This window comes from Agrobacterium sp. MCAB5, assembly GCF_052114365.1.
Classification (GTDB): Bacteria; Pseudomonadota; Alphaproteobacteria; order Rhizobiales; family Rhizobiaceae; genus Agrobacterium; species Agrobacterium tumefaciens.
The window spans coordinates 198,670-214,659 of record NZ_JBFREP010000011.1 but is presented as its reverse complement, the minus strand read 5'-3'; the positions used below and the strand labels follow the sequence as shown (position 1 = coordinate 214,659).

The following is a 15,990-nucleotide window of genomic DNA, read 5'->3' as shown; positions in this document are numbered from 1 at the left end:
AACGGATGTGGGATATAGTCATCATGCGTTATCTGGTTACCGGCACCGCGGGCTTCATCGGTTTTTACGTTGCCAAACGGCTGCTCGATGCCGGCCATTTCGTAACCGGTTTCGACGGCATGACGAAATATTACGATGTTAGCCTGAAAGAAAAACGCCATGCGATCCTTTCCCGCTCCAACGGTTTCAGGGCCGAAATCGGCATGCTGGAAGACACGGATGCGCTGAAGCGCGCGGCAGAGGCTGCCGAACCGGAAATCATAATTCACCTCGCCGCTCAGGCAGGTGTTCGCTACAGCCTCGAAAATCCACGCGCCTATATCGATTCCAATCTCATTGGATCGTGGAACATGCTGGAGCTTGCCAAGAACCTGCGTGTCAAACACCTGATGCTGGCTTCRACTTCCTCCATCTACGGCGCCAAYGAAAAAATWCCCTTTGCGGAAAGCGACAAGGCCGACGAGCCGATGACGCTTTATGCGGCCACCAAAAAATCGATGGAATTGATGGCGCACAGCTACGCCCATCTCCACAAATTGCCCACCACAGCCTTCCGTTTCTTCACGGTTTACGGGCCGTGGGGACGGCCGGACATGGCGCCAATCAAATTCGTCGACGCCATCTCGAACGGCGAGCCGATCGATATTTACGGCCAAGGCAATATGAGCCGCGACTTCACCTATATCGATGACCTCGTTGAAGGTATCGTCCGGCTGAGCCAGGTCATTCCGTCCGAGGAAAACCGGGTMACTGAGGAAGGCGTCACCGACACGCTGTCGCACCACGCACCCTTCCGCATCGTCAATATTGGCGGCGGCCAGCCGGTAGAGCTGATGCACTTTGTCGAAACGGTCGAAAAGGCGGTCGGCAGGCCGGCAATCCGCAACATGTTGCCGATGCAGCAGGGAGACGTCCCCCGCACCTTCGCTTCACCCGATCTTCTGAGGGCCTTGACGGGCTATGTGCCGCAAACCCCGGTCGAGGAGGGCATCAAGGCCCTCGTCGCCTGGTATCGTGACATGCAGTCGACAGAGCTGCGCGAATAAATCAAAGCGTCGCCAGCAGACGATTGGAAAGCATGCCGCCGGAAGCGCTCTGCATGGCGATCTTGGTTTCCACGGCTTCGATGATCGTATCGCTGAAATCGACATCGGTGAGGTCGCGAATGTTGGAGAGACCGCCGGGCGAAAACACGTTCACTTCCAGTATCTTGTCGCCGACAATATCAAGCCCGACCAGGAACATACCGTCTTCCACCAGCTTGGGCCGCATCATTTCGGCAAGCGCCACGATCTCATCCGTCACCTTCACGGCCTCGGCAGTGCCCTTGGCGTGAATGTTGGAGCGCAGATCGCCTTTTGCCGGAACGCGGCGCAAAGCCGCATATTGTCCGTCGCGCATCAGAGGCTTGCCATTCATCATGAAGAACCGAATATCGCCATCCTTGGCGGCCGGCAGATAGGCCTGTGCAATCAAGTAACCTTCGAGACTGACCGCCTCGAAAATCTGGTTGAGATTGGCCTCCTTGCTGGAGCCGATCTTGAAGACGTTCTTGCCGCCTGAACCCTGCAGCGGCTTGACGATGACACCCTTAGGGTGGGTATCCGCAAATGCGCGTATTTCATCGACATTGCGCGAGATGATCGTGGTCGGGCGTACGATTTCCGGAAAGCTCTGGAAATAGAGCTTGTTCTGCGCCAGCGCCAATCCTTCCGGGTCGTTCAGAACCACAACGCCGCGCTGTTCTGCCAGCCGCCCGAACAGAATGCCGGCATGCACCGCCCATGGCCGCGTCGTCTGATCCAGCGAGGGATCGTTGCGCAGCATCAGCGCGTCGATTTCCTCTACATCCATGGTACGCCGTTCCAGTGCTTTGTCCTGAAGTGCCGCGTGAAAAGCATCGGCTTTCTTGTATTTGGCCTTCGGTAGAACGGTGGCGTGTACGGTCAGGCTATCATCCGAGCGCAAGGTAAAATCGCCAGGCGTCAGATACACCACCTCGTGACCGCGATTGAGCGCCGCCATGGCCAGCAGGCCGGTTGCGAAAGTAGGCCCCTCGGTTTCGATGGAATTGACGAAAAATGCGATACGCATAAGCCCCTCCTGTAATATTACAATGTCGCCAGTTCGGCGATGGATAATCCGGCCCGTATCTTTTCCAGCCGCTCATTGGCCTTGGCCGGCAGCAGAAAAGCGGGACGTACGCCCGGCGGACGCAAGAGGCCGCGCAAGGCAAGCTCCTGCATCACCGGGAAATGGGCAGCGGCGATCTTGCCCATCCAGAACGGATCGAGCGCGCCACCCTTGCGCAGATGCTCCAGCACCTCCGCAAGCCCACGCAGATAGATCGCGTCCTTGGAAAGACCGCCGCCACGATAGATGCGCAAAACCATGTTGAAGGCGCCAGCCTCGTCGAAACCATGATCGCGGGTCATAGTCCGGAACGTCTCAACAAAAGTCGCGCCGTCCAGCATGGCGGCGCAGCCGACGACACGGCCGGCGATCAGCCGCAGGCGCTCGCGCGTCATGCCGCCGGCCAGATGTTCYGCCAGCACTGCCAGCCCTTCCTGCACGCCYTCGTAACCGGAAAGGCCGGTGCGGAAGAGCCGGAGGCCCTGAAACGACCCATTGAAATAAGTGAGGAGATGCACGCCGATCTCATGCGACAGCAGCGCTTCGACCCGGCGCTGTTCCATGACGGTGTGGCGAGAAATCAGGAGCTTCTCGCCCGTCACCATCAGGCCAGGCGGCAGGTCATCCCTGATCTCGACACGCGCCTTGAATTCCGGCTCCTCCGCCAGATAGGTCTCGATCATCTCGCGCGATTTTTTGGCGACCGCATAACAATCGACCATGGCGATTTCGCCGCTCTCATCCTTGCGTGGGCAATCGGCAAGCACCTTGAGCGCCAGCGTCAGAAGCGYGGGTTCGACGGCACCGTAAAGGGCGCGGGAGAAATCGGTGAAAGTACGGCGATGCAGATTGGCGAGCATGGTCAGTTGCAGATCGATCTCCTGCTGTTTCTCCCGGTAGAGATGATAGAGCACCGGGTCTTCCAGATGATCGAAAACGACGGAATAGAGCTTGCGTTTCTGCTCCTCGACGTCAACGCCGAGCGGCCGGTAAAGCAGGCGCGGCGCATATTGGAAGCTGCCATCGCGAAATTCCTCGAAGGCCCGGCGGGCATTGATCGGCGTCACGGACAGAAGAAAATCAAAGGACGAGACGATGTCGTCTATTGAGCGATCGGCGCGTCTGACGGCATCAACGAAGGCCTTGCGGCCGAGCGCGCGATGGCTGGTAACCTTGAGTGCGTCTTTACCGGCAGCGAATGACGAGAAGGCCTGAAGGCCGGCATCGAAAATATCCGCAATCATCGTCTCGCGCAGGCCGGGATAATCGGCGCCGGATTCAGGCTGTCGGTAGATCGGCGCGAAACGCACGCTGATGCAGGGAAAATCAAGCCCGGCATTTTGAAATCTGAGGATCGGATCGGCATCCGGTTCGGGCCGGGTTATGCGGGGCGTGCGGAAACGCACTTCGGCATCACAAACCGCCTTGATGAAAACACGGCGGGCACTTTGCGTTTCCGGCTCAGATGTTGCMGAGACGGAAACCTCATAATGCGGCAGGAAAGGTGAATCGTCAGCGAGCAGAATGTCGTGTTCCAGTTCGCCGATATCGAGAACCATGAAGGCGCCGAAACGTTCGCGCATGGCCATGCCGACGGCTGCAATCAGGGGTGCAGCCTCCTGAATGCTCGATGCGATCAGATAAGATGCATGCGCAGAGGCGATATCGCGGGCCGCAAGGTCCTTCGAGCCACCGGTCAGATGCAGGCAAAGAAACGGCAGCGGCCGGTCGATATGCAGCCGGCCGTTCTTTCCGACATCACGACGGACGGCTTTGCCGGCCTCAAGGCAGGCGACGACATCGTCTACCAGCTCGATAACCKGTAACGGTTCACYACGCGCCGAGGAGACGTTCATCGCCGCGCCCTCAGGCACTCTTCGAGTACCGGCTGAAGTGCGGTGATAGCGTCGCCAATATCGGAAACAACGCGCTTATCCGGCTTACCGGTCCACTCGTCCATGAAGAATTTCTTGAACTCCACTGCGATGGCGCAGCCGTTCTGCGCAAAACGCTCGTGAATAAACCGGGTCTGCTCACCCTTGCCCTGAAAGGCGACGTTCTCGCGTACATCAAGGCGGCGTCCGCCGATGGTGGCTGTCGCGAAATGATGGCCCACCGCACTGACGACGTCACTCCAGCGGCTGCGATCCATGGAAAATGTGCCGATATTGATATCAGGCGCTTCCGCCTGTGGCGTTGGCGGCGCTGTAGCGCCCTGCCGGCGATGATTGTAGCTGTGTATGTCCAGCACGACAAAAGCACCATGCCGCCGCTCGACGGTTGAAACAACTGCTTCGAGCATTGCGTAATAGTCGGCATGAAAATCGAGCGATTGCCGGGTGGCCTCTTCCGGCGGCTCCTGTTTCCAGACCTCCAGCCCCCAGGATTGTTCCGGCTTCAGATAAACTGCCTGATCGGCGGACCGGTTGAGATCGATTTCGAAACGCGAATGGTGAACGACAATGCGGTTTGTCATCCCCGCGATCATCTCGCCGGTAAAAGGGTCTTCCTCTCTCAGCCGCTGGTCGGCGGAAAGAGCCATCAGCGAGGCTATGTCCGGACGAATGAGATGACCATCATGAATGGCCGTGCCGATGATCGGTGAATTGCCGAAGTCGATCGACCAGAAACCCTTGTTTTCGTCGTTGCCGCGATACTCGCCGTCACTGTGTCTGGCTGTCATGCTGCCTCCCCTGCATCTGGGGTAAAACAGCACGACTTGCCGGTTTGTTCCGATAAAAATTGCGCGCGATACATTTGTCCTCGGCAAGAATCCGCCTGAAAAAATGCGGAACCATACCGGAAAGCTCACGTTGTTCTGGCAGGAGAGCCGCCGTGTCTAACGGACACGATGGCGCTGAAGAACATCGGGATTTTTCCGTTTTCTCCCGGTGGCCAACGAAATGGCAGCCGAGCTTCTTACCCATCCGGCGCCCTCCGTCCCCGCTTTCCACGCACAAGGAACCGCGACATGGAAAAGACCGAAACGCGTAAACTTGCAGAAGAATATCTGCGGCTCGGCGGCACCCGTCAGGTCATGATCGACGACAACAAGACCTTCGTGCGCCAATGGGAAGACGAACCGGCAGAAGCCGAGACCTTCTGGCAAACGAATATCGAAAAGCTCGATCCGGAGCGCCGTGAGGATGTGGAGTTTTTTCTGCCCTCCGTGAATTCGGACAAAGACGAAAACAGATAAACAGGAAGGAAACAGACATGACTGCCATCAACACTGCAAAAATCGTCATTCTCGCAACGGACGGCTATGAGCGTTCGGAACTGCGCGTGCCCTATGATCAGCTGAAGGCCAAGGGCGCGGACGTCAAGATCGCCTCGATCAAGGATGGTGAGATCAAGAGCTGGGACGAAAAGAACTGGGGTGACAGCATCGCCGTCGATATTTCCGCGAAGAACGTAAGCGCCAATGATTTCRATGCACTCGTCATGCCCGGCGGCCAGATCAATCCCGACGTATTGCGTCACGACGAGGATGCAATGCGCGTGGTGCGMGATTTCGTCAAATCCGGCAAGGTCGTGGCTGCCATCTGCCATGCCCCTTGGCTTCTGGTTGAAGCTGATGCCCTGCGCGGTCGCGACGCGACCTCATATTGGTCGATCAAAACCGACCTGAAAAATGCCGGCGCCAACTGGAAGGACGAAAAGGTTGTGACCGATAAGGGCATCATCACGTCTCGCAGCCCCGATGATCTGGACGCCTTCGTCGCCAAAATCATCGAGGAGGTCGAAGAAGGCAACCACGAGCGCCGCGCTGCCTAAGGGCAGTAAAGCGGAAAAAAACCAGAGCGCATCCGGCCTATCCAAAATGGCCGGATGCGCTCTCTGTCTTTGTTTGTTCGCATTTTCCAGACGTAACCCGCCAGGCATTTCCACCGTAAATGCCCTGCACCTTTCAGGAAAACTCCATGCCCACATCGGAACTGACGAAGGAACGCGACCTCAGGGAATCGAAACCCCTTTGGGCCGACACGCCACGCATAGGCCTCCGCACCAGRAACACCCCGAGTTCCGACCATTACGATACGATCGTCGTCGGCGCCGGCATCAGCGGCGCGCTTGCCGCCCATGCGTTGCAGAGACCGGGGCAATCCATGCTGATCGTCGACCGGCGTGATCCGGTGATGGGCAGCAGTGTCGCCAGCACTGCKATGATACAGCACGAGATCGACACACCCCTKATCGAGCTCAGAAAGATGATCGGCAAGGATGCTGCTGATCGGGCGTGGCAGCGCTCCGCGCGCGCCGTGYTGCGGCTGGAGGAAATCGTTTCTTCGCTTGGCATTTCCTGCAGCATGGCGCGCAAACAGGCGCTTTATCTTGCCGGAGACGAGATGGGTTTGCGTGCATTGAAGGCCGAAGCGGCAGCGCGCGAAGAGGCCGGGATCGAAGCCCGCTTTCTCGACACCGCAAAACTTAAAAACGACTATGCGATTGAGCGGACAGGGGCGATCCTCAGCGATATCTCCGCTTCCGCCAATCCGGCGCAGCTGACGGCRGGCCTGTTGCGCCACACAGCRGGCGCCGGCGCKGAGATCGTTTCACAACTTGAAATCACCGATCTTCGAAATCTCGGTGACGAGGTGGTCGTCGCCACAGCACASGGCRAAATCATTTCCGCGCGCAATATCGTTTTCTGCACCGGATACGAGTTCCTGAAATCGCTCGAAAGCCCGAAACACCAGATCATCTCCACCTGGGCGCTGGCGAGTGCGAAGGGTATCGATCTGCCGGACTGGCTGAATAGCCACATCCTCTGGGAGGCTTCAGATCCCTATCTCTACCTGCGCACCGACCGGGAYGGGCGCCTTATTGCCGGTGGTGAGGATGAAGAGAACTCCACATCCTACCTGTCTGAGAGCAAGCTTGCCTCCAAGGCGGATGCAATCAAACGCAAGATCGAAAAGCTTCTTGGCGTCGACATCGGCGAACCCGAATATCGCTGGGCGGCCGGCTTCGGCACGACCACCACGGGCCTGCCGCTGATCGGCGCGGTTCCCGGCATGAAGAACGTTTATGCCGTCATGGGCTTTGGCGGCAACGGCATCACCTTCAGCCAGATCGCCGCCGAGATAGTCGCCGCCGCCGTTAATGGTGGCAAGGACCCCGACGCCGATCTCTTCCGTTTCGACTGATGCCGCTCGTCATCCTATACGCGGCGGAGCKTCTGCTGGAATATAAAACGTTGCGCGCAACAGAGCCGGAACCATAGGGGCTTCGAAAGGTTTGTCTCCCGTGCGCAATGGCGTACATCACGCACTTTCACACCATGGGAGAAGAACCAATGGCCGAGAAAAAACTCGACGACCTGTTTTACGATACGCTGAAGGATATCTATTACGCCGAAAGGCAGATCCTTAAAGCTCTGCCGAAAATGGCGCGGGCAGCGACAGACCCGAAGCTGAAACAGGCCTTCGAAAAGCACAAGGAAGAAACGCAGGGCCAGATCGAACGCCTGCAGGAAGTGTTCGAGATCATCGGCAAGCGGGCGCAGGGTAAGACCTGCGAAGCYATCCAGGGCATCATTGCCGAGGGCGAAGAGATTATGGACGATTTCAAGGGCACCGCAGCTCTCGATGCCGGTCTCATTTCCTCGGCTCAGGCGGTCGAACATTACGAAATCGCCCGTTATGGCACCCTGAAGGCATGGGCCGAAAAGCTTGGTCATGCCAATGCCGTTACCCTGCTGGATGCGACGCTGAAGGAAGAGTCCAAGACGGACGATGCGCTGAGCGCGCTTGCCAAGACATCGATCAATGCCGCAGCACAGAAAAAGGCGGCCTGATCGCCTTTTCCAACTGCACAAGCAAAAACCGGAATGGTCATCCATTCCGGTTTTTTTTGTTTGATTGAATCCGCCTCGTTTTACGGCAGGGTATAGGCGATCACATAGTCGCCCGGCTTGGTTCCAACCGAGCCGTGACCACCCGCAACCATCACAACATATTGCTTGCCGCCATCCAGCGCATAGGTCATGGGCGTTGCCTGCCCGCCAGCCGGCAGACGTGCTTCCCAGAGCTGTTTGCCGGTGGTGAGGTTGTAGGCGCGCAGATAGTTGTCGACGGCAGCACCGAGGAAGGCCACGCCACCCTTGGTAATCATCGGCCCGCCAATGCCCGGTACGCCCACCTTGAAGGGCAACGGCAGCGGCGTCATGTCATGGACCGTGCCGTTCTTGTGCTTRTAGGCGATATCGCCGGTGCGCAGGTCGGCACCMGCGACATAACCCCACGGCGGTGCCTGGCAGGGGATTTTCAGCGGACCGAGGAACGGTCCCATGAAGACGCCATAGGGCGCACCATCATTGCGGTTCAGCCCCTGCTCACTGCCCTTCTCGTCCTGGCCCTTCGGCGGGATGTCGGCGCGCGGCACGAGCTGCGAGGTAAAGGCAAGGTATGTCGGCATGCCGAACATGACCTGACGTTCGGGATCGACCGCGACGCTGCCCCAGTTGAACGTGCCAAAATTGCCGGGATAGATGATGGAGCCGKTCAGCGAGGGCGGCGTRTAGCGGCCCTGATAGTTCAGCTGATGGAAGCGGATGCGGCAGGCGAGCTGATCGAACATGGAGACGCCCCACATGTCCTTTTCCTTCAGCGGCTCCGGCTTGAACGAMAGCGCCGTCGTTGGCTGGGTCGGGGAGCTGAAGTCCTCAGGGATTGTACCGCCCGGTGCCGGTTCTTCTGTAATCGGCAGAAGCGGCTCACCCGTGCGCCGGTCCAAAACGTAGATATCGCCCTGCTTTGTGGGGCCGACGAGTGCGGGAACGCTTTGACCGTTCTTGGTGATGTCGAGCAGCACCGGCTGGGCCGGCACATCCATATCCCAGAGGTCGTGATGAACCGTCTGGCGCACCCAGCGATCCTTGCCGGTATTGATATCGAGCGCCACGATGGAGGAGGAATATTTCTCCACATTCTCGCTGCGACCCATACCGAGCTGGTCCGGCACCTGATTGCCGAGGGGTACGTAAACGAGGCCAAGCCCCTCGTCGTAACTCAACACGGACCAGCTGTTCGGCGAGTTGGTAGTGTAGGTTTCGCCTGCGGCAATCGGCTCGGTCTTTTCCGGATTGCCGGAATCCCAGTTCCAGATAAGTGCGCCGCTGTTCACATCGAACGCACGGATGACGCCGGACTGTTCCTGCGTGGAGTAGTTATCGTTCACCGCACCGCCGATGATGATCTTGCCCGCCGCGATCACGGGCGGCGAGGTCGAATAATAATAACCGGCAGGATTGTATTTCATGCCCTGTTCCAGATGCAGCACGCCCTGATCCGCAAAGGATGTGCARATCTGACCGGTCGCTGCATCAAGCGCAATCAGCCGCGCATCCGAGGTCGGCAGGTAAACGCGCTGGGCGCAGGCGGTGCCCTGTGCGGCATTGGGTTCGGCATAATAGGAAACACCGCGGCACGTCTGGTGCTGGCGGTCCGGGTTAAGACCGACATTGGGGTCGTATTTCCACTTTTCCTTGCCGGTGGCGGCATCRATGGCGATCGCCCAATTGTGCGGCGTGCAGATATAAAGCGTATTGCCGATCTTGAGCGGCGTTACCTGATAGGTGGTTTCACCCACATCATCCGGTAGCTTCACGTCGCCTGTCTGGTACCGCCACGCTTCCTTCAGCTGCGAAACATTATCGACATTGACCTGCGTCAGCGGCGAATAGCGCTGGCCATAAGGCGTGCGGCCGTATTGATGCCAATCGCCATCCGGTACGTCGCCGCCGTAGATCGGAGCGGACGCCACCTTCTCCTCAGACAAGGACCCTGCCTGGTCATGCGGATCCTGCGCCATCGAATATCCCGCCACCACAATGGAGGCGAGAACCGATAGCGCGAGTGGCCAGGCATTCGGGCCGTAATTCAGCCCTGTCGGGCTTGAAAAACCGAGAGGCTTCCTGACCCAGGGCACCAGCAACCACAAGCCGATAAGAATGACTATGCCACCCCGCGGCCCAAGCTGCCACCAGTCGAAACCCACTTCCCAGAGGGCCCAGGCGAGTGTCGCGACAATGAAGACGGCATAGACGTGGAGAGCTGCCCGGTTACGCTTGAACAGCAGAATGGCTGTCAACAGGAAGGCCATACCGGAAAGGACGTAATAGAAGCTCCCGCCCAACATGACGAGCTGAGAGCCGAAACCGAACAGCGCAAGGCCGATCAGCGATAGAATAACCGCAGTAACGGTGACTGCCATGAATGAAACCCCCGATTCCTGTCACTTTGCGTGAAATGGAATTGGGGGCAATCTGGTTCCATACAAACTCAACATTCACCGTGAAAAATTTCACGGCATGATGGTTATGGGTTTTGTGGCGCCGGCGCAGTCTCCGTCTGAGCGTTTTGCGGCCGGTTATCGTCGGGTTCGAAAACCGCATATTCGACGACCGTCCAGACCACCAGCGCGAGGAGCAGACTGACAACCAGAATGACAAGAACTGGACGTCCTTTTACCCCTTGCCGCGCCCGCGTTGCCGTTTCATTTTTCGGATCATGCCGACCGCCAAGATAGCTGGTATTTTCTCTGGCCATGTCTCTCACTCCCTATAATCCTGTTGATTTAATTCACAGGGACACAGTTTGTTCCAGACAGCAAAATCAGCTTAGCCGTACTCTGCGACCGCAAGTCTATCGCAACCGGCACCGTCGAACTCATTGACCGCGCTGAAACTTTGCCCAATCCCCAGCCACGAGAATGGTGGCCGGCGATTGACGTCTTCCGTTTCACACTGGATGTCCGGCGGGTTTTCAGAAATCGACAGCCACAGTGGTGGTCCCGCCGTTTCAAAGTCGCATTGGTCGCCGGCGGCTTCGAGGTATCTCGTCGTGTCGCGGCGACGCACCCGCCATACGGGCAGCATCTCCAGAAAATTGAGAATTCGTATCATCATGATTGTCAGGCGAAATATCTATTAAAAACAACGTCCGCACTGTGGCACGCCCGCCGCGCAAGCGCATCCCTGCGAAGGTCCAAGCGGAACGAATGGTCGGATTGTGCCAACATTCCGTCATACAGTGTCAGATCGGCTTCGAAACAATCGCGTCAGCGACCGAGCTGCACGATCCAGCGTGTCCACTCTGCGCTATCCGGTTTGATAATATCCGGTATGGTATCGCGGTTTTCGGATGCGAAATGCCGCATCTGACGCGGCGACAGGCCGAAGGTCTTCTTGAAAACGCGGCTGAAATTTTCCGGGTTGGTGAAGCCATAGGACGCCGCCACCTCAGCTATCGTCATATGGGCCGACTGCGGCGCCCGCAGGAAATCCATTGCCCGTTCGAGGCGCCTATGGGTGATGCAGGCCGAAAACCCGCCCAGCGGTTCGAAAAGCCGGTAGACGGTGCGTCGCGATACGCCGAACTCGCCCATGACCTTTTCCACCGACAAGGCCGGATCGAGCAGRTGATTGTCGATATAGCGCCTGATGGATGCTCGCAGCGCCCGCTGAACACCCTGCGCATTGTCTTCCCGGACATGATTATTGATGGCAGCCGCGGCAAGCTCCAGCAATGGCGAGACCGCGGCCGCGCCATCATTGGCGTTCATGACGTCAAAGTGGCGGTAAACGCTGGTCATCGTTTCCCGCAGCAGAGATACCAGGGGCAAACCGGCCGGCAGCACGCGCTCGTGATTATTGCCGGAACCGATGAGCCTGCCTTCCAGCAGCCGGCGCGGCACGACAAGGCTCAGATGATCGTGATCGGTTGTGGCTGTGGCCAGCGGCTGCGCCATGTCAATGATGTAGAGATCGCCCGGGCCGGCAGTCTCGCTCGCTCCGCGCCGCGACATGCTTTGGCCGCTGGCGTAAAATTGCAGGAGAAAGCCGTCCATCCCGTCCCGGGCAATCTTGTGGCGCGAGCGGTCGAAATCCTGCGCCGAGGACTGGGTGCGGCCAAGCGCGACATTGCCGATGAAGGCGGCATCGACACTGGCAAAAAAACCGTCATCCTGCGATCTGCGCAGGCGGGCATCAAAAAGCACGTTGATCGAATCGCGCCACAGCGCCATGGCGTCGCGCTTCGGCACATGGCGTGTATCGAAACGCGAGCGCGCTAACGGAGCTTCCGAAAACCCTGTGTTCATAATACCGCTGTTCCGTGAACACGGCGCTGACCCCGCCGCACGCAAAACTATACAGTATTGAAATCGCCTCACAATACCGGAAGGATGGCAGATCGTTCGCTTGAGCCGGATGCGCGAAAATTATTTAGCGGTCCAGCCGCCATCGATGGAAATGGTGGTGCCGGTGATGGAGCGCGCCATATCGCCGGTGAGGTAAAGCGCCATCTCCGCCACTTCCTCCGGCTGCACGAAACGTCGCGTCGGCTGCGGCGCAAGCATCACCTTCTTCACCACCTCATCCTCGCCCATGCCGTGCAGGCGCGCCTGATCGGCAACCTGCGCCGCGACGAGCGGCGTCCAGACGTAACCGGGGCAGATGGCGTTGCAGGTAATGCCAAGTTCGGCCACTTCCAGCGCCACGCTTTTCGTCAGGCCCACCACGGCATGTTTCGTCGCCACATAGGGACCCTTGAAGGGTGAGGCGCGCAACCCGTGCGCGGAAGCAATATTGACGATGCGCCCCCAACCCCTTTCCTTCATGCCCGGCAGGGCTGCACGGATCGTATGAAAAGCGCTGTCGAGGGAGATCGCGACAATATGGGAGAAATCGGCGAAATCGAATTCGTCGATCGGCGCGACCTTCTGGATACCGGCATTGTTGACGAGCACGTCGATGTGACCGAATTCGGCGATGACGGTTTCCGGCAGATGTGCACTCTCGTCATAATTGGCGAGGTTGGCAGAAAAATAGACCGGCCGGTGCCGCGCCACCTTCGCAACCGCCTCCAGTGCCTGCGTCGCCGCCTCCACGGTTTCTATGCCGTGRACGGCGACGAGAAATCCCGCYTCGGCAAAACGTTTGGCGATGGCAAGGCCAATGCCGCTGGTGGAGCCGGTGACCAGAACGGTTTTCGGTTGATCCTCCATCATCCTAATCCTTCAGTTGCGGCAGGTTGCGGAAAAGCTCGAGCGCTTCGGGATTGGCGAGCGCGTCGGTGTTTTTCACCGGCCTGCCATGAATGGTGTCGCGAACTGCGATTTCGGAAATCTTGCCCGAGCGGGTACGTGGAATGGCCGTGACGGCAATGATCCTTGCCGGAACATGCCGTGGCGTAGCACCCGAGCGGATGCGCGTACGGATGGTCTTTTCGAGTTCCTCCGTCAGCGCTGCACCCTCTTTAAGGCGCACGAAGAGGATAACCCGCTGGTCACCGTCAATGTCCTGACCCACGGCAATCGCTTCCTCGACCTCCGGCACTGCTTCCACCTGACGGTAGATTTCCGCCGTACCGATGCGAACCCCACCGGGATTGAGAGTCGTATCCGAGCGCCCGTGGATGACATATCCGCCGGTGGCACGCATTTCGGCAAAATCGCCATGCGCCCAGATGCCCGGGAAGCGATCGAAATAGGCAGCCTGATAACGAGAACCGTCCTCATCGCCCCAGAATTTGACCGGCATGGAAAGATGGGCATTGCGGCAGACGAGCTCACCAGCCACGCCGCGAACGGGATGGCCTTCGTCGTCCAGGGTATCGACATCCATACCGAGCATCGCGCCCTGCAGCTCCCCACGGTGAACAGGTTGCAGCGGATTGCCGCCAAGGAAACAGGCGCATATATCCGTGCCGCCGGAAATGGAGGCGAGATGCAGATCGGCCTTCCAGTCGCGATAGATATAATCGAAGGATTGCGGGATGAGCGGCGAGCCGGTGGAAAGGATTGTCCGAAGGGATGAAAGGTCATGGGTTTCGCGCGGTTTCAACCCTGCCTTCAGGCATGCGTCGATAAATTTGGCCGATGTTCCGAAGGTCGCGATCCGTTCGGCGTCAACGAGATCGATCAGCCGCGCGGGCGACGGATAACCCGGGTTGCCGTCATAGGTGACGAGGGTGGCGCCAAGCGCCAGGCCGGACACCTGCCAGTTCCACATCATCCAGCCGCAGGTGGTGAAATAGAAGAAACGTTCGCCTTGCCTGATATCGCATTGCAGCTTCTGCTCCTTCATATGCTGAAGAAGCAGGCCACCGCCGGAATGGGTGATGCATTTCGGCTTGCCGGTGGTGCCGGAGGAATAAAGGATCGCCAGCGGCGACTTGACCGGCAGCCGGTTGAACGCGATTTCACCCGGCTCAAAGGGCGAAACGAAATCATGCAACGTCACGCAGCCGAGATCGGAAAGGCTGGCGGGAACAACGTCACCAATCAGCACGATCTTTTGAGGGGCAGCGCTTTCCACCACCGCGCGGATGGTCGGTCCGACATCGATCCGCTTGCCGGCATAACCGTATTCCGGCACGGCGATGAGGATTTTCGGATCGATCTGCGAGAGCCGGTCGGACGCCCCCGCCGGGCCGAAATCCGGTGAACAGGACGACCAGATGGCTCCGATGGCGCTCGTTGCCAGATAACCGACGATCGCCTCGATATCGTGGGTGACGATAGCGCCGATACGATCGCCTTCCTGCACGCCTGCGTGGACAAGCGCCTGCACCATGCGGGAGACATCCGCATAAAGCTGCCTGCGGCTGATTTCACGCCGCGTGCCATCATCTCGATGGGCGATGATCGCCAACCGTTYATCGGCATCGCGCAGCAGGTTTTCGGCATAATTGAGCCTCGCGCCGGGATAAAACTCGGCTTCCCGCATGGTCGCGCCAGGCTTGAAGGCCCTTTCGCCGCGCGTGCCGATGATCCCCAGCTCGTCCCACAGGGCATTGTAAAAGGCATCCGGTGCCTCAATGGACCAGCGCAGCAGGCCGGAATAATCATCAGCCGAAAGCCCATGCAGCGATGCGGTCCTTGTGGCAAAGGCAAAAAGCGTCGAGTGCTCCAGCCTTTCCATTGGCGGTACCCACAGAATATCCGACGGCGTGGCGTCCATCATGCCTCGCCTCCGCGTAGCATTTCGACGATTGCGGAGAAATCACGCGCGCCACCGCCCTCACCCACGAAGTTCTCATAAAGCGTCGATGCTGCGGCGCCGAGTGGAGTGGCAACGCCGGCTCCATTCGCGGCCGCCTGCGAGAGTAGCAAATCCTTCAGCATCAGCGCCGCAGCGAAACCCGGTTGATAATCATTGTTCGCCGGTGATGTCGGCACTGGTCCCGGCACCGGGCAATAGGTGGTGAGCGACCAGCATTGACCCGATGAGGTGGAGGCGACATCGAACAGCGCCTGATGCGAAAGGCCGAGTTTTTCGCCCAGCACGAAGGCCTCGGAAACCGCAATCATGGAAATGCCGAGGATCATGTTGTTACAGATCTTGGCYGCCTGGCCGTTGCCGCCCTTGCCGCAATGGACGATCTTCTTGCCCATGGCTTCCAGCACCGGCTTGGCCGCCGAGAAAGCCTCRGCCTCTCCGCCACACATGAAGGTCAAGGTGCCGGCACTGGCACCGCCCGTACCGCCAGATACAGGCGCGTCGACGGAGGGGCAACCGGCGGAAGCGGCAAGCTCRTGTGCCTTCAGGGCGCTGTCCATATCCACCGTCGAGCAATCGATGAGAAGCGTTCCGGCAGCTATTTTCTGCACCAGATCRCCATATACCGAAACAACATGTTCCCCCTTCGGCAGCATGGTTACGATCACTTCYGCCGCATCAATGGCTTCKGCAGAATCMAAAGCGACGGGAATYCCGGCCTCCCTCGCCGCCGCGCGGCATGCCTCGGAAAGGTCGAAACCCCTGACGGCATAACCGGCCTTGACGAGATTGGCGGCCATCGGCAGGCCCATATGGCCAAGTCCGATAAAAGCGACGGTCTTCATGGGAAC

The 15,990-nt window shown here is 58.7% G+C and carries 16 protein-coding genes; 5 read left to right on the top strand and 11 right to left on the bottom strand.

Annotated elements, in window-relative coordinates:
• The first annotated feature begins 23 nt into the window (after positions 1 to 23).
• On the top strand, positions 24 to 1,046 hold the full coding sequence (locus AB4Z23_RS22370; protein ID WP_013762120.1) for an NAD-dependent epimerase: 1,023 nt from the start codon (positions 24 to 26) through the stop codon (positions 1,044 to 1,046).
• Position 1,047: 1 nt separating this feature from the next.
• Here the strand turns inward: AB4Z23_RS22370 and AB4Z23_RS22365 are convergent, their stop codons facing one another.
• The 4 genes from AB4Z23_RS22365 to AB4Z23_RS22350 are packed head-to-tail and all read right to left on the bottom strand — an operon-like array spanning position 1,048 to position 5,060.
• Complete coding sequence (locus tag AB4Z23_RS22365) at positions 1,048 to 2,094, bottom strand: glutathione synthase (protein ID WP_004432010.1); 1,047 nt, start codon at positions 2,092 to 2,094, stop codon at positions 1,048 to 1,050.
• Positions 2,095 to 2,111: 17 nt separating this feature from the next.
• Entirely contained in the window at positions 2,112 to 3,989 is a 1,878-nt protein-coding gene (locus tag AB4Z23_RS22360; protein ID WP_441360789.1) for a flavohemoglobin expression-modulating QEGLA motif protein, read from the bottom strand.
• A complete protein-coding gene (locus AB4Z23_RS22355) occupies positions 3,986 to 4,816 on the bottom strand; it encodes an N-formylglutamate amidohydrolase (protein ID WP_076844514.1) in 831 nt (276 codons plus the stop codon). Before AB4Z23_RS22355 ends, AB4Z23_RS22360 begins: the two co-directional genes overlap by 4 nt.
• Positions 4,797 to 5,060, bottom strand: a complete 264-nt coding sequence (locus AB4Z23_RS22350; protein ID WP_441360788.1) for a hypothetical protein — start codon at positions 5,058 to 5,060, stop codon at positions 4,797 to 4,799. The genes AB4Z23_RS22355 and AB4Z23_RS22350 overlap by 20 nt, the downstream gene beginning before the upstream one ends.
• Positions 5,061 to 5,104: 44 nt before the next feature.
• Here AB4Z23_RS22350 and AB4Z23_RS22345 point away from each other — a divergent pair, with 44 nt between their 5' ends.
• From AB4Z23_RS22345 to AB4Z23_RS22330, 4 genes are all read left to right on the top strand, one after another.
• Positions 5,105 to 5,332, top strand: coding sequence for a hypothetical protein (locus tag AB4Z23_RS22345; protein WP_004431991.1), 228 nt, complete (start codon positions 5,105 to 5,107; stop codon positions 5,330 to 5,332).
• Positions 5,333 to 5,349: 17 nt separating this feature from the next.
• Positions 5,350 to 5,910 (top strand): type 1 glutamine amidotransferase domain-containing protein, encoded by a 561-nt coding sequence (locus AB4Z23_RS22340; protein ID WP_441360787.1) that lies wholly within the window; start codon positions 5,350 to 5,352, stop codon positions 5,908 to 5,910.
• Positions 5,911 to 6,056: 146 nt separating this feature from the next.
• Positions 6,057 to 7,283 carry an NAD(P)/FAD-dependent oxidoreductase gene (locus AB4Z23_RS22335; RefSeq protein WP_441360786.1) on the top strand — a complete coding sequence of 409 codons (1,227 nt, stop codon included), beginning with the start codon at positions 6,057 to 6,059 and terminating at the stop codon, positions 7,281 to 7,283.
• 149 nt (positions 7,284 to 7,432) lie between these two features.
• Positions 7,433 to 7,933, top strand: a complete 501-nt coding sequence (locus tag AB4Z23_RS22330; protein ID WP_004431986.1) for a YciE/YciF ferroxidase family protein — start codon at positions 7,433 to 7,435, stop codon at positions 7,931 to 7,933.
• 80 nt (positions 7,934 to 8,013) lie between these two features.
• Here the strand turns inward: AB4Z23_RS22330 and AB4Z23_RS22325 are convergent, their stop codons facing one another.
• From AB4Z23_RS22325 to mmsB, 7 genes are all read right to left on the bottom strand, one after another.
• Positions 8,014 to 10,350, bottom strand: coding sequence for a glucose/quinate/shikimate family membrane-bound PQQ-dependent dehydrogenase (locus AB4Z23_RS22325; protein WP_441360785.1), 2,337 nt, complete (start codon positions 10,348 to 10,350; stop codon positions 8,014 to 8,016).
• A 104-nt stretch (positions 10,351 to 10,454) separates the two neighbouring features.
• A complete protein-coding gene (locus AB4Z23_RS22320; RefSeq protein WP_441360784.1) occupies positions 10,455 to 10,685 on the bottom strand; it encodes a hypothetical protein in 231 nt (76 codons plus the stop codon).
• A gap of 71 nt (positions 10,686 to 10,756) precedes the next feature.
• Positions 10,757 to 11,044: a hypothetical protein gene (locus AB4Z23_RS22315; protein WP_309583015.1), complete on the bottom strand. Its 288-nt coding sequence runs from the start codon at positions 11,042 to 11,044 to the stop codon at positions 10,757 to 10,759.
• 152 nt (positions 11,045 to 11,196) lie between these two features.
• Positions 11,197 to 12,240, bottom strand: a complete 1,044-nt coding sequence (locus tag AB4Z23_RS22310) for a helix-turn-helix domain-containing protein (RefSeq protein WP_441360797.1) — start codon at positions 12,238 to 12,240, stop codon at positions 11,197 to 11,199.
• Positions 12,241 to 12,357: 117 nt separating this feature from the next.
• The gene (locus tag AB4Z23_RS22305) at positions 12,358 to 13,143 is read right to left on the bottom strand and encodes a 3-hydroxybutyrate dehydrogenase (RefSeq protein ID WP_025595201.1); all 786 of its coding nucleotides are present in this window, start codon (positions 13,141 to 13,143) and stop codon (positions 12,358 to 12,360) included.
• 4 nt (positions 13,144 to 13,147) lie between these two features.
• Positions 13,148 to 15,103 carry an acetoacetate--CoA ligase gene (locus AB4Z23_RS22300; protein WP_441360783.1) on the bottom strand — a complete coding sequence of 652 codons (1,956 nt, stop codon included), beginning with the start codon at positions 15,101 to 15,103 and terminating at the stop codon, positions 13,148 to 13,150.
• Positions 15,100 to 15,984: a 3-hydroxyisobutyrate dehydrogenase gene (gene mmsB, locus AB4Z23_RS22295; protein ID WP_441360782.1), complete on the bottom strand. Its 885-nt coding sequence runs from the start codon at positions 15,982 to 15,984 to the stop codon at positions 15,100 to 15,102. Before mmsB ends, AB4Z23_RS22300 begins: the two co-directional genes overlap by 4 nt.
• Between the last annotated feature and the right edge of the window lie 6 nt (positions 15,985 to 15,990).

Excerpts from the sequence above, each read along its gene's own strand:
- AB4Z23_RS22350 (WP_441360788.1), bottom strand. The coding sequence starts at position 5,060 with ATGGGTAAGAAGCTCGGCTGCCATTTCGTTGGCCACCGGGAGAAAACG.
- AB4Z23_RS22320 (WP_441360784.1), bottom strand. The coding sequence starts at position 10,685 with ATGGCCAGAGAAAATACCAGCTATCTTGGCGGTCGGCATGATCCGAAA.
- AB4Z23_RS22355 (WP_076844514.1), bottom strand. The coding sequence starts at position 4,816 with ATGACAGCCAGACACAGTGACGGCGAGTATCGCGGCAACGACGAAAAC.
- AB4Z23_RS22345 (WP_004431991.1), top strand. The coding sequence starts at position 5,105 with ATGGAAAAGACCGAAACGCGTAAACTTGCAGAAGAATATCTGCGGCTC.
- AB4Z23_RS22315 (WP_309583015.1), bottom strand. The coding sequence starts at position 11,044 with ATGATGATACGAATTCTCAATTTTCTGGAGATGCTGCCCGTATGGCGG.
- AB4Z23_RS22365 (WP_004432010.1), bottom strand. The coding sequence starts at position 2,094 with ATGCGTATCGCATTTTTCGTCAATTCCATCGAAACCGAGGGGCCTACT.